Source organism: Micrococcus sp. KT16 (assembly GCF_003315015.1).
In the GTDB taxonomy this organism is placed as follows: domain Bacteria; phylum Actinomycetota; class Actinomycetes; order Actinomycetales; family Micrococcaceae; genus Micrococcus; species Micrococcus luteus.
In genome coordinates this window covers 130969-143488 of sequence record NZ_QNRG01000004.1, presented here as the reverse complement: position 1 = coordinate 143488, position 12520 = coordinate 130969, and the positions used below count along the sequence as shown (strand labels likewise).

12 protein-coding genes and 3 tRNA genes are annotated in these 12520 nt (G+C 73.7%); 6 read left to right on the top strand and 9 right to left on the bottom strand.

What is annotated here, in order from left to right; genetic code table 11:
* The first annotated feature begins 8 nt into the window (after positions 1-8).
* From DE149_RS05405 to DE149_RS05390, 4 genes are all read left to right on the top strand, one after another.
* On the top strand, positions 9-836 hold the full coding sequence (locus DE149_RS05405) for an exodeoxyribonuclease III (RefSeq protein ID WP_049147818.1): 828 nt from the start codon (positions 9-11) through the stop codon (positions 834-836).
* A gap of 18 nt (positions 837-854) precedes the next feature.
* The gene (locus DE149_RS05400; RefSeq protein WP_049147817.1) at positions 855-1757 is read left to right on the top strand and encodes a hypothetical protein; all 903 of its coding nucleotides are present in this window, start codon (positions 855-857) and stop codon (positions 1755-1757) included.
* 112 nt (positions 1758-1869) lie between these two features.
* Positions 1870-3693 carry a glycoside hydrolase family 13 protein gene (locus DE149_RS05395; protein WP_049147816.1) on the top strand — a complete coding sequence of 608 codons (1824 nt, stop codon included), beginning with the start codon at positions 1870-1872 and terminating at the stop codon, positions 3691-3693.
* A gap of 207 nt (positions 3694-3900) precedes the next feature.
* On the top strand, positions 3901-5367 hold the full coding sequence (locus tag DE149_RS05390) for an amino acid permease (protein ID WP_049147815.1): 1467 nt from the start codon (positions 3901-3903) through the stop codon (positions 5365-5367).
* Between the two features lie 82 nt (positions 5368-5449).
* Here the strand turns inward: DE149_RS05390 and DE149_RS05385 are convergent, their stop codons facing one another.
* Positions 5450-7309 carry a BCCT family transporter gene (locus DE149_RS05385; protein WP_069941068.1) on the bottom strand — a complete coding sequence of 620 codons (1860 nt, stop codon included), beginning with the start codon at positions 7307-7309 and terminating at the stop codon, positions 5450-5452.
* 202 nt (positions 7310-7511) lie between these two features.
* Here DE149_RS05385 and DE149_RS05380 point away from each other — a divergent pair, with 202 nt between their 5' ends.
* Positions 7512-7778, top strand: coding sequence for a hypothetical protein (locus DE149_RS05380; protein ID WP_041103606.1), 267 nt, complete (start codon positions 7512-7514; stop codon positions 7776-7778).
* A 7-nt stretch (positions 7779-7785) separates the two neighbouring features.
* On the opposite strand, the gene DE149_RS05375 is transcribed toward DE149_RS05380, so the two are convergent.
* The 4 genes from DE149_RS05375 to DE149_RS05360 form a co-directional block, all read right to left on the bottom strand.
* Positions 7786-8400, bottom strand: a complete 615-nt coding sequence (locus DE149_RS05375) for a cysteine hydrolase family protein (protein ID WP_101967665.1) — start codon at positions 8398-8400, stop codon at positions 7786-7788.
* Positions 8401-8492: 92 nt separating this feature from the next.
* Positions 8493-8568: transfer RNA gene (locus DE149_RS05370), tRNA-Phe, on the bottom strand.
* A 72-nt stretch (positions 8569-8640) separates the two neighbouring features.
* Positions 8641-8714, bottom strand: a tRNA-Asp gene (locus DE149_RS05365).
* A 116-nt stretch (positions 8715-8830) separates the two neighbouring features.
* Positions 8831-8903 (bottom strand) — tRNA-Glu (locus DE149_RS05360).
* A gap of 125 nt (positions 8904-9028) precedes the next feature.
* Between DE149_RS05360 and DE149_RS05355 the strand changes: the two genes are divergently transcribed.
* On the top strand, positions 9029-9424 hold the full coding sequence (locus tag DE149_RS05355) for a metallopeptidase family protein (protein WP_010079615.1): 396 nt from the start codon (positions 9029-9031) through the stop codon (positions 9422-9424).
* A 7-nt stretch (positions 9425-9431) separates the two neighbouring features.
* On the opposite strand, the gene DE149_RS05350 is transcribed toward DE149_RS05355, so the two are convergent.
* From DE149_RS05350 to DE149_RS05335, 4 genes are all read right to left on the bottom strand, one after another.
* A complete protein-coding gene (locus DE149_RS05350) occupies positions 9432-10406 on the bottom strand; it encodes a universal stress protein (protein WP_041103604.1) in 975 nt (324 codons plus the stop codon).
* A gap of 60 nt (positions 10407-10466) precedes the next feature.
* Complete coding sequence (locus DE149_RS05345; protein ID WP_101967666.1) at positions 10467-11396, bottom strand: spermidine synthase; 930 nt, start codon at positions 11394-11396, stop codon at positions 10467-10469.
* Positions 11393-11956, bottom strand: coding sequence for a GNAT family N-acetyltransferase (locus tag DE149_RS05340; protein ID WP_044658644.1), 564 nt, complete (start codon positions 11954-11956; stop codon positions 11393-11395). The genes DE149_RS05345 and DE149_RS05340 overlap by 4 nt, the downstream gene beginning before the upstream one ends.
* Before the next feature lie 109 nt (positions 11957-12065).
* Entirely contained in the window at positions 12066-12443 is a 378-nt protein-coding gene (locus DE149_RS05335; protein WP_101967668.1) for a thiamine-binding protein, read from the bottom strand.
* Positions 12444-12520: the final 77 nt, after the last annotated feature.

Genomic DNA, 12520 nt, shown 5'->3' with positions numbered 1-12520 from the left:
CTGGCCGGGTGAAGATCGCCACCTGGAACGTCAACTCCCTCCGTGCCCGCGCCGACCGCGTCGAGGCCTTCCTCGAGCGCCATGACATCGACGTCCTGGCCATCCAGGAGACCAAGTGCCGGGACGAGAACTTCCCGTGGGAGCTCTTCGAGCGCGCCGGCTACGAGGTGGTCCACAACGGCACCTCGCAGTGGAACGGCGTGGCCATCGCCTCCCGCGTCGGCCTGAGCGACGTGCAGCGCGGCTTCCCCGGCCAGCCGCACTTCGGCAAGGGCGGCGTGGACCCGCAGGAGGAGTCCCGCGCCATCGGGGCGACCGTGGGCGCGGAGGCGGCCGACGGCGTCGCCCCGGTGCGCCTGTGGAGCCTGTACGTGCCCAACGGGCGCGGCCTGGAGAACGAGCACATGGGCTACAAGCTCGAGTGGCTGCGCGTGCTCCAGGAGCACGCGGCCGCTCGCCTCGCCGAGGACCCGGACACCCGGCTCGCCCTGACCGGCGACTGGAACATCGCTCCGCAGGACGAGGACGTGTGGGACATCGAGCTGTTCCAGCGCGAGGGCTACACGCACGTCTCCCCGCCCGAGCGCGCGGCGTTCCGCGCGTTCGAGGACGCCGGGCTGGTGGACGTGGTGCGCCCGCGCCACCCCGGCCCCGGCGTGTACACGTACTGGGACTACACGGGCCTGGCCTTCCCCAAGAAGAAGGGCATGCGCATCGACTTCCAGCTGTGCTCCCCCGCCCTCGCACGGACGGTCACGGACGCCTGGATCGACCGCGAGGAGCGCAAGGGCAAGGGCGCCTCGGACCACGCGCCCGTGGTCGTCGAGCTGGGCTGAACCACGGACGAGCCCGCGATGACCCACGACGACGGCGGCCCGCCCCCGGGTGTCGCGCGCGGCACCGCGCACCTGCGCGTCTTCCAGCCGCTGGCCGCGTTCCCGGACGCGGTCCAGGCGCGGCTGATCGCCGGCGGCCACCGCACCCGTGCCGAGGTGGAGGCCGAGGCGGCGGAGCGGGCCCGGCGTCGCCTGGCCCGGCCCGTGGCCGACCCGTTCCCGGAGCCCGGTGAGGACGACCTCGTGCGGGTCCTCCAGGACGAGCACCGCTCCGCCTTCTACTGCCCGGACGAGCGGGGCCTGCGCGCCGAGATGGCCGCAGCCATGCTCGAGGAGACGATGCTGCCGCGGCTGCACGAGGCCGCCATCCCGCCGGCGGCGCGCGCCATGAACCGCGGCCGCGCGCTCGTGGCGCTCGAGGACGAGTGGGGCCTCTCCCCCGACCCGGACGCGGCGGGCCAGGACCCGCAGGACGAGGACGGTGCGCCGGAGCACCACCGCGTGCAGACGCGCACGGCCACGTGGGGTGTGCCGCACGGCTGGCTCACGGTGTTCGACCCCGAGGAGCCCGTGCAGCGCCTCGTGGACGGCGAGCGCACGGCGTACCGGCGCGCGCCGATCGTGGCCGCCCGGGAGCGGGCCGGGCACGCGGCGGCGGTGCTCGCGCGCCACGCCCCGGACGCGGAGCTGATCGGCGAGCTCACGGTGATGGTGGAGTGGCTCGGCGCGTTCCACCCCGACTCGTGGATCGAGCTGGACTACGGCGGCCTCACGCGGCACGTGTGGCCGGACGACTCCGTCTTCGACCTGTGGACGCTCATCGACGCGCTCGAGGAGGGCGACGAGGCGACCGCCGGCGTCGCACAGGAACGACTGAACCGGCGCTGGGCCGCCGTCGGGATGCTGGCCAGGCTGACCTGAGCCGGCCCGGCGCACCGGGGTGGGGCCGACCCGGGTGCTCGAGACGCACACCACGCCGCCGACGCCGCCCACGCGGGGCGCGCGCCCCGGCGTCGGGCCTAGGGTGGATCCCATGACCACGCAGCGCCTGAGCACCCCGCCCTCGGAAGCCCGGAACCGGCCCGTCACGCCGTGGTGGGTGGACGCCGTGATCTACCAGGTGTACCCGCGCTCCTTCGCGGACGCGGACGGGGACGGCATGGGCGACCTGCGCGGCGTCACCTCGCGCCTCGACTACCTGGCCCAGCTCGGCGTGGACGCGATCTGGCTCTCGCCCTTCTACCTCTCCCCGCAGCACGACGCCGGCTACGACGTCGCGGACTACCGCGCCGTGGACCCGCGGTTCGGCACGCTCGCGGACGCGGACGAGATGATCGCCGCCGCGCACGAGGCCGGCATCCGCGTGGTCGTGGACCTCGTGCCGAACCACACCTCGTCCGAGCACGCGTGGTTCCAGGCCGCCCTGGCCGCCGGCCCCGGCTCCCCCGAGCGCGCCCGCTACCACTTCGCCGAGGGCCGCGGCGAGCACGGCGAGCTGCCCCCCAACAACTGGGAGTCCACGTTCGGCGGCGGGGCCTGGACCCGCGTGACCGAGGCGGACGGCACCCCGGGCCAGTGGTACCTGCACCTGTTCGACACCACGCAGCCGGACCTGAACTGGGAGAACGAGGAGGTGCGTGAGGAGTTCCGCTCCATCCTGCGGTTCTGGCTGGACCGCGGCGTGGACGGCTTCCGGGTGGACGTGGCCCACGGGCTCATCAAGCAGCCCGGCTACCCGGACGCCGAGCACTCCCGCATGGGCATGGTCACGGACGCGGGCGAGGACGCCGACCCCACGTTCGACCCGGACACCTTCGAGCCGCTCACCCCGTTCATGGACCAGGACCGCGTCCACGAGGTCTACCGGGACTGGCGGCGGGTCCTGGACTCCTACGACCACGAGCCGATGATGGTGGCCGAGGCGTGGGTGGCCCCGCTCTCGCGGATGTTCCGGTACGTCCGCCCCGGCGAGATGCACCAGACCTTCAACTTCACCTACCTCATGGCCGGCTGGGACGCCGCCTCGCTGACCCACGCGATCGACCGGTCCTTCGAGCAGGCCGGCCGGGTCGGCGCCCCGAACACCTGGGTGCTCTCGAACCACGACACGGTGCGCCACGCCTCCCGCTACGGCCTCGCCGACCCGAGCTCCTACCCCGCCGGCATCACGGCCGAGGACGAGCAGCCAGACGAGGCGGTCGGTCGCCGTCGGGCCCGCGCCGCCGCGATGGTGGAGCTGGGCCTGCCCGGCTCCGCGTACATCTACCAGGGCGACGAGCTGGGCCTGCCCGAGCACACCACCCTCGCCGCCGAGCACCGCCAGGACCCGTACTTCTTCCGCACGGACGGCAAGGAGCCCGGCCGCGACGGCTGCCGCATCCCTCTGCCGTGGGCCGCCGACGAGCCGTCCTACGGCTTCTCGACCCCCGCGGACGACGACGGCCCCGCGTCCGCCGCCGAGGGCGTCGCCGCGCCGTGGCTGCCCCAGCCCGCGTCCTTCCGAGCGCTGGCGGCGGACCGGCAGGTCGGCGTCGAGGGCTCCGTGTTCGAGCTGTACCGGCGTCTGCTGCAGATCCGCGGCGAGCTCGACCTGGGCACGGGCACGTTCGCGTGGTCCGAGCACCACGACCCCGCACGCGGGGTGCTGGCGTTCACGGTCACCTCGGGCGGTGGCCGGCACCTGGGCTCGGGCGAGCCGATCCCGGCGCGCACCGTGCTCGTGATGGCGAACCTGTCGACCGATCCCGTCGACCTGCCCGCGGGCCATTCCCGGGCCCTGTTCTCCCTCGAGGAGGCGGAGGCCGTGCAGGACGGGCGGCTCGCGCACGACGCCGCCGCGTGGCTGCTCATGGACTGAGCCCGGCGCGCCCCGGGACCCGCCGGGGCACCCCGGACCTTCCGCGGGGAATCCGCGGTGGGCGAGGTCACATCATCCGGCCCGGCCGGACGAACGCGACGTAACGTCCACGATGACTCGCATCACACCGGACAAAGTGGCATGAACGCTGTGTCACGAGTCACCATGGCGTGTCCTGATCCACCCCCCTTCGAGCGGAGACTTCACGTGAGCACCTCCCCCTTCGGCTCCCGCGTCGCCGAGACCGGCGCGGCCACCGCGGACCGCGGGCAGCTGCACCGCGGCCTGAGCCAGCGGCACATCATGTTCATCGCCCTGGGCACGGCGGTGGGCACCGGCCTCTTCTACGGCTCGGCCGGCGGCATCCAGGCCGCCGGGCCGGGCGTGATCCTGTCCTTCCTCGTCGCGGGCGCCGCCGTGTTCCTCGTGATGCGCGCCCTCGGCGAGATGACGCTCCGGGAGCCCGTCTCCGGGTCCTTCGCCGCCTACGCCTCCCGTTATCTCGGCCCCTTCGCCGGCTACGTGACCGGCTGGACCTTCGTCTTCGAGCTGGCCGTCGTGATCGTCGCGGACACCGCCGCCATCACCACGTACATGGCGTTCTGGTTCCCGGGGGTCCCGGCCTGGGCCTGGGTCGCGGCCACGATCCTCGTGGTCGGCCTGATCAACTTCACGCACGTCGGCAACTTCGGTGAGGCCGAGTTCTGGCTGACGCTCGTGAAGGTCGGGGCCATCGTGGCGATGATCTTCGGCGGTGTGATCCTGCTCTTCACCGGCGCCTCCACCGCGGACGGCACCCAGGCCAGCCTGGCGAACCTCGTGGACCACGGCGGATTCCTGCCGCACGGCATCCTGGGCGTGCTGACCGCGCTCACCATCGTGACGTTCTCCTTCGGCGGCATCGAGACCCTCGGCGTGGCCGCGGGCGAGGCCAAGAACCCGGAGAAGGTGCTGCCCAAGGCCATCAACACGGTGCCGATCCGCATCCTGTTGTTCTACGTGCTGACGATGGCGGTCATCATGGCCCTCGTCCCCTGGAACCAGGTGGACGGCAAGGCCAGCCCGTTCGTGCAGATCTTCGAGGGCCTCGGCGTCCCCTTCGCCCCGCACCTGCTGAACTTCGTGGTGCTCACCGCCGCCGTCTCCGCGATCAACGCCTGCATCTACGCGTCCGGTCGCCTGCTCTACGCGATGGCCCACGACGGCCAGGCACCCCGGGCCTTCACCCACACCAACCGCGGCGGCGTGCCGTGGCTGTCCGTGGCCGTGATGCTGGGCGTGATGGTGCTCGGCGCGGTGCTGATCACCGTGGACCCGAACGCCTTCAGCCTGGTGGCCGGCGTCGCCTCGTTCGCCGTGGTGCTGACCTGGGCCATGATCTTCCTGTCCCACCGCGCCATGCGCAGGCGCGTCGCGGAGCAGGGCGCGGAGCCGTCCCCCTTCCCCATGCCGCTGGGCGGCGTCGGCACCTACCTGGGCCTGGCGTTCGTGGCCACCGTGGTGATCACCATGGCCACCATCCCGGATTCGCGCCAGGCGCTCATCATCGGTCTCGTGTGGGTCGCGGTCCTGACCCTCGCCTGGTTCGTCACGGGCACCCGCACGTCGGCCGCGGCCCACGACCGCACCGGCACCCTGCCGGTGGTCCGCACCCGCCAGTCCCACGAGGACTGACCCCCACGACGACGACGGCCCCTGTCCCGCGCGGGACAGGGGCCGTTCTCGTCGGGGCCGGGAGGGCGCCCGGGGGCGGACGTCAGTGCCCGTGGCGGCGCAGCCGGGTGCGGCGCGGCCCCTCCGAGGCCGGGACGCCGGCGGCCGCATCGGCGATCCGCTGCTGGTGGTCCCGGCTGAGCGAGGCCCACCACTGCGAGGCCGCCACGGGGCCGGCGTCGACCACCTCGTCGTCGTCGGACTCGAGGCCCAGGCGGTCCTTGATGGAGGCCAGCATGGCCTGACGGCGCACCGCCTCCACCCGCGCCACGGAGTAGCCGAGCGAGCGGAACGTGGCCAGGCAGATCAGCAGCATCAGCACGGAGAACGGCAGGCCGATGGTGATGGCCAGGACCTGGATGGCGGACAGGCCGCCGGCGGCCAGCAGGGCCGCGGCCATGAGCGAGGTGGCGATGGCGAAGAAGATCTTCACCGTGGCCTTCGGGTTCACGTCGCCGCCGGTGGCGAGCATGCCCATCACCAGCGAGCCCGAGTCGGCGGAGGTGATGAAGAAGATGCCCGAGAGGATGATGGCGCCGACCACGAGCATCATGCCCGCGGGCAGCTGCTCGAGCACCTGGAAGAGCGCGGTGTTCGAGTCGATGGCGCCGTCCGCGCCCACCACGGAGGTGTACCCGGCCGGGCGGGTGGTCTCGAGGAAGATCGCGGTGCCGCCCAGGATGCCGAACCAGACCACGCAGACCAGGGTGGGCACCAGCAGCACGCCGGCGATGAACTCGCGCACGGTGCGACCGCGCGAGATGCGGGCGATGAAGATGCCGACGAACGGCGTCCAGGACATCCACCAGCCCCAGTAGTACGCGCTCCAGCCGGCCTGCCACGCGTCGCCCTCGGCGCCGTAGAACGCGGAGACGTTGAGCGAGTTCGCGAAGAAGTACTGCATGTAGGAGCCGAGGGACTGCACCATCTCCTTGAGCAGGAACGCGGTGGGCCCCACGATCGCGATGAACAGCAGCAGTCCGGCGGCCAGGATCAGGTTGGTGTTGGACAGCCACTTCATGCCGCGCTCGACACCGGAGACCACGGTGTAGAGCACCACGCAGGTGACCGCGCCGATCATGGCGTACTCGAGCCAGGGGCTGTCCTCGGGCACGATGCCCAGCGCGCGCAGGCCCGCGGACATCTGGGTGACGCCGAGGCCCAGCGAGGTGGCCACGCCGAAGACGGTGCCGATGAGGGCGATGTTGTCGATCAGGTGGCCCCAGCCGCCGCGCACGCGGCGCTCGCCGATCAGCGGCTCGAAGGCCCAGCGCAGCGCGAGGGGACGGCCACGCCGGTGGATGGCCAGCGCGACCGCCACGCCCACCACCGCGTAGATCGCCCAGGGCTGCAGGCCCCAGTGCAGGAACGTGGTGGCCAGCGCCGACTGGGCGGCCTCCGCCTGGGTGGGGTTGGCGGCCGCCACGTCGGGCCGCGGCGAGGTGAAGTGCATGAGCGGCTCGGTCATGCCGAAGAACACGAGGCCGATGCCCATGCCCGCCGCGAAGAGCAGGGAGAACCAGGACAGCGTGGAGAACTCGGGCTTCTCATCGGGCTTGCCCAGGGTGATGTCGCCCTTGCGGGAGAACGCGAGGTAGCCGCAGAACAGCACGAAGAACAGGGCGACGAGGGCGTACCACCACGAGAAGTTCGTGATGATGGCCTGCTGGACCAGGCCGATGCCCACGGTCATCTGCTCGGGGGCGAGCAGCGTGGCCCCCACGAAGGAGAGCACGATGACCGCGGAGGGCCAGAACACCCACGGCAGCAGGACGCGGTCGCGGGCGGCCGCGGCGGAGGTGGCAGGGGCGACGGCGCCGTCGGCCGTGGGGGCGGAGGAGGGGCGGGTGTCGGCCCGCTCAGGATCCAGTGGATTCTTCAAGGGCGGTGTCGGATCGCTCATCCTCCCGACCCTACGTGGTCCCGCGCGCCGGCCCCCCGCCTGAGACGCGGCCGAGTGGACGGTCTCACCCGGCCGGGTGACCGCGCCCACGGCCCCGGCGCGGGCGCCCCCTGGTGAGGCGTGGGCGGCCTCACTAGGGTGTGGGGCACCACGACGACGGCGGCGCCGGACGGGCCCGCCCGTGAGAGGAAGGACCCGCACCATGACCGACGTCCCCTTCGAGGACCGCGAGGACGAACGAGAGCTCGAGACGGACCTGCTCGCCGATCCCAACGCCGCCGGCGACCCCGAGCCGGAGGACGGCCGCGACGGCCAGCCCGTGCGCGGCGGCTCGGACGACCCGCAGCACCGGGCCGGGGAGGGACGTGCCCCGGACTCCCTGCGCAATGCGGAGTCCGCCGCCATGCACATCGAGGAGGACGCCCAGGACCGCACGCGTGCGGACGAGGGCGACGTCGAGATCCTGTGAACGCCCCTCAGCCCCGGTCGGGGACGAGGCCGGTGCGCAGGAGGGTGAGTGCCTCGTCCTGCCCGAGGAGCGGCTGACGCATCTCGTCGCGGAGGAAGTCGAGCATCGCCGCGGCCAGCGCCGGCTCCTCGGAGGCGATCGCGTCCGTCGCGATCGCGGCGTGGAAGTCGAGGGCGAACGCGGCCGTGGCGGTCTCGGCGATGCAGCTGTGGGTGGAGACGCCGCACAGCAGGAGCCGATCCACCCCGCGGCCCCGCAGCTCGGCCGCCAGTCCTGTGCCGTGGAAGGCGGAGTCCCGGGTCTTCACGACCTCGACGGCGTCCGGGGCGGCCACCGCGACCCCGTCGAGCAGAGCGGCCTGCCGGGTGCCCGGGAAGGCGAAGCCCTCGTCGTCGGCCAGCATGTTCAACGTCCACGTGGAGCGGTCCCGCGCGTGCTCGGTCCGCACCAGGAAGACGGGACGGCCGGCCTCGTGCGCGGCCCGGAGCAGTTCCACGACCGCCGCCGTCAGCTCGGACTGATGGGCGGCCAGCGCGGGATGCTCGAAGTAGCTGTGCTGGACGTCGATCACCACGAGCGCGGTCTCGCCGCCGGTCGCGCGGGCGGAGGGGGAATCGGGCATCGACCCAGTGTGCCCACCGCGTCGCCGCCTGTCAGCGGCCCGTCGCCCCGGACGACGAAGGCCCCCCGCGTCTGCGGGGGGCCTTCTCGAAGTGGTGGCTCCGACCGGCGTCGATCCGGTGACCTTACGATTTTCAGTCGTACGCTCTACCAACTGAGCTACAGAGCCCGGCGACCTTCGTCACCAGGACCATGCGTCACCGGACTCCGTTTCCGAATGCCGGTGATCGGACGATCCGAGCGACCCTGACGGGACTTGAACCCGCGACCTCCGCCGTGACAGGGCGGCGCGCTAACCAACTGCGCTACAGGGCCATGTTCTGTTGTTCTCGCCGCTTTCGCAACGAGTGGAAACTCTAGCAGAGCCTCCGAGCGTCGTGCAAATCCACGCTCCACGTGCCGTTCCGGCCGCCGAGGGCGGCCGTTCTGCGTACCCCCAACGGGATTCGAACCCGTGTCGCCGCCGTGAAAGGGCGGTGTCCTAGGCCTCTAGACGATAGGGGCAGGTCCGATGTCGAGATTCCCGAGGTGGACCCTGGGAGTCTATGGTGGCCGCACACCCTCCGGCAAGTCCGGCCGCCGGCCGGCCGCCCTCCGCACCGCGGAGCCCCGCACCCCCAGGAGCCGCCGTGGACCACCGCCCGTCGCCCGACCAGCCCGCCGCCACGTGGATGAGCGAGCAGGAGTTCGACGACGCCGTCTCCGCGGCCCTCGCCCGTATCCCCGACGAGCTGGCACGGCTGCTGACGAACGTCGTCGTGGTGGTGGAGGACGAGTACGAGCCGCAGCGCTGGGAGGACCCGGCCACCGAGCTGTTCGGCCTCTACGAGGGAGTGCCGCTGACCGAGCGCGCCGAGTTCGCGTGGCAGATGCCGGACCGGATCGTGGTGTTCCGCGGTCCACTCACCCGCCACTGCACCTCCCGCGCCGAGCTCGAGGACGAGATCACCGTCACCGTCATGCACGAGGTCGGGCATTTCTTCGGCATCTCCGAGGAGCGCCTCCACGAGCTCGGCTGGGGCTGAGCGCCGGTCAGGACTCCGGCTGGTCCTGGACCGGGCCGAACGAGGCGCGGCGGCTGAGGCGGACGTCCTCGCGGAACGGGACGACGAGCACCGGGCCCTTCGCGTGGTCCGCGACGCCGCGGCTCGTGGAGCCGACGATCGCACCGGCGAAGCCGCCCAGACCGCGCGTGCCCACCACGGTGAGGCAGGCGGTGGCGCTCTGGTCCACCAACACGTCCACGGGGGTGCCGTCCACGAGCTCGGTGAGGACCTCGAGGCCGGGGAACTCGGAGCTGATCCACGCGGCGCCGGCGTCGAGACGCTCGCGCAGCTCCCGCTCGCGGGCCTCCTCGTCCAGGCTGACGGCCAGCCACGCGGCGTTCGCGCCCAGGGGCGGGACGGCGCACACGAGCTTCAGCGGGGCCTGGCGGAGGCGGGCCTCCTCGGCGGCCTCGAGAGCGGCGGCACGACCCTGCTCGGAACCGTCGACGCCCACCACGACGGCGGTCCTGTCCCCCGCGCGGCTGGCCTCGACCCCGGCGGGGATGATGGCGACCGGGCAGTGCGCGTGGCCGGGCAGCGCGGCGGCCACCGAGCCGAGCAGGCGGCCCATGAAGCCGCCGCGGCCGCGCGCGCCCGAGACGAGCAGGGAGGCCTCGGCGGAGAGCTCCACGAGGACGCCGGCCGCGTCCCCGATCTCCACACGCAGCTCCGGACGCACCCCGTCGGCGTCGAGCTTGCCGGCGACCTCCTCCAGGAGGGCCTGCACGCCCTCGCGGAGACGGGAGTCGTCCAGGACGGCGCCGCCGGCGTCCGCGCCGTAACCCCAGTACGCGGGGATCGAGTAGGCGGTGACGAGGGTCAGCGGCTCGCCGCGCAGGCCGGCCTCGCGCTGGGCCCAGCGGGCGGCGGAGACGGACTGGTCGGAGCCGTCCACACCCACCAGGACGCCGAGCGGTGCGTCCTCACGGCGGGTGGCGGCGGGCTGGGTCTGGGCGGACATGGCGACCTCCTCGAGTCGGACTCGACGGGCCCCGGGCGGACCCGGCCGAGTGCCTCCAGTCTACGCCTCGGGGCCCGGGACGAGTCCCGTGACCCCGGGCGCGACGCCCGCGGGGAAGCCGCGTGGATCCTCCGCGAGCCGGGCCGGGAAGGCGTCCATGCGCAGGGCACGGGCCAGGCGGTCGCGGGGGTCGGAGCCGGGCGGGGCGTCCGCGGCGGGGCGGGCCACGGGGGCGTCCGAGGCCGCCACGATGACGTTGCCGCGGCGCCGCCCCTTGAGCATGGGCGGATCCGCGATCACCTCGACGTGCTCGAACGCGGCGACGACGGCAGCCACGTCCGCCCGCACCGACGTCAGGTCCGGCCCGCCGCCCACGTTGAGCACGTACAGCCCGCCCGGGGCGAGGACCCGCGCGGCGGCGCGGGCCGCGTCCAGGCCGGTGAGGCCCGGCGGGGTGATGTGGCGGGCACCGGTCAGGTCCGTGGGGTCCGGGGCGAAGACGTCGCGGATGATCAGGTCGCGGCTGGCCGGGTGGGCCGTGGCCAGGACCTCGGCGGCGTCTGCCACGCGGATGCGCAGGGCCGGGGCGCGGGGCAGGCCGAAGCGCTCGCGGGCGAGGGCGGCCAGGCCGGCGTCGATCTCCACCGCGGTCTGGTGGGAGCCCGGGTACGCGTGGTCCACCCAGCGGGCGAGCGCGCAGCCCGCGCCGCCCAGGTGCAGGGCCCGCAGCGGCGTGGGCTCCGGCCAGTGCGCCCGGACGGCCGCGGCGGCCCAGCGCATGTACTCGAAGGCCATGCGTTCGGGGCGCTCGGGGTCCAGCGGCGAGGACTCGACGCCGTTGACGTAGAGGATGAACGCGTCCGGCTCGAAGGCGTCCTCGCGGATCTCGGCGGTGCCGTGGGTGATCGCGTGGACGCCCGGCTCGATCCCGGCGGGGCCGGCGGATCCGCCCGCGGCCCGGCCCCGGCGCGCCGATGACCGGCGACTCACGCCGCACCGCCGTCGTGCGGGCGACGGCGCACCATCAGCTGCTCGTGCAGGCCGGCCCACGGGCCGGTCATCGGCTCCGGCGCCCCCACGGCCGCGAACCCGTGCTTGGCGTAGAACGCCACGGCCCGCGGATTCTCGGCGAGGACGCGCAGCATCGCGGGACGCTCCCCGACGACGGCGTCCAGCAGGCGCGCTCCCAGGCCGGTCCCGTACGCCTCGGCCAGGACGTAGAGCACCATGAGCTCCACATCGGGCAGGTCGGCGGGCGATGCGGCCGCGTCGTCCGCGCCCGTCCGGCCCGTCTCCGCCGCCGAGCGACGCGGGCCCGCGAGCGCCACGCCGAGCAGCCGGCCGCCGTCGTCGGCGACCCAGAGGTCTCGGTCCGGTCCGATCAGCGCGGTCCACGCGGGTACGTCCTCCGGGATCCGGGCCTCGATCGCGTCCAGGTACGCGGACGGCAGGAGCGCGCCGTAGGCCTCCCGCCACGACCGCGCCTTGACGCGCAGCAGCGCCTCGACGTCCCCGGGGGCGGCGGGGCGCACGGTCACAGACTCAGGCACGGGCTGCTCCTCTGGGCCGCCGGCGCGGCGGCCATTTCTCGAACGAAAGCGCCTCGACACGGCGCCGTTTCTCGAACGAAAGCGTCCGGGGGGGCAGCGGGGAGGGGGGTCACCCGGCGTCGCCGTCGTGCGGGGCCGGGGCGGCGCGCCGCCCCTCGTCCTCGGCGAGGGCCGACTCGAGGCGCTCGAGCTTGCCGTCCAGCTCGCCGGTGTGGCCGGGGCGGATGTCCGCCTTCAGCACGAGCGAGACCCGGGAGCCGTACGAGGAGACCGCGTCCACGGCGCCGCGCACGACCTCCATCACCTCGTCCCAGTCGCCCTCGATCTCCGTGAACATCGAGGAGGTGCGGTGGGGCAGGCCGGAGGCGCGGACCACGGCGACGGCGGCGGCCACCGCCCGGTGCACGGAGGCGGTGTCCGCGTCCCCGGGCAGGTGGGCGGAGTCGGCGGGCTGGCCGGAGGGAGCGACGGAGAAGGCGACGATCATGGCACCAGTGTGCCCGCTGCGCCGCCCGTGGTCACCGGCCAGGGCCGGCCGAGTCGGAGCCCACCCGGCCGGCCACC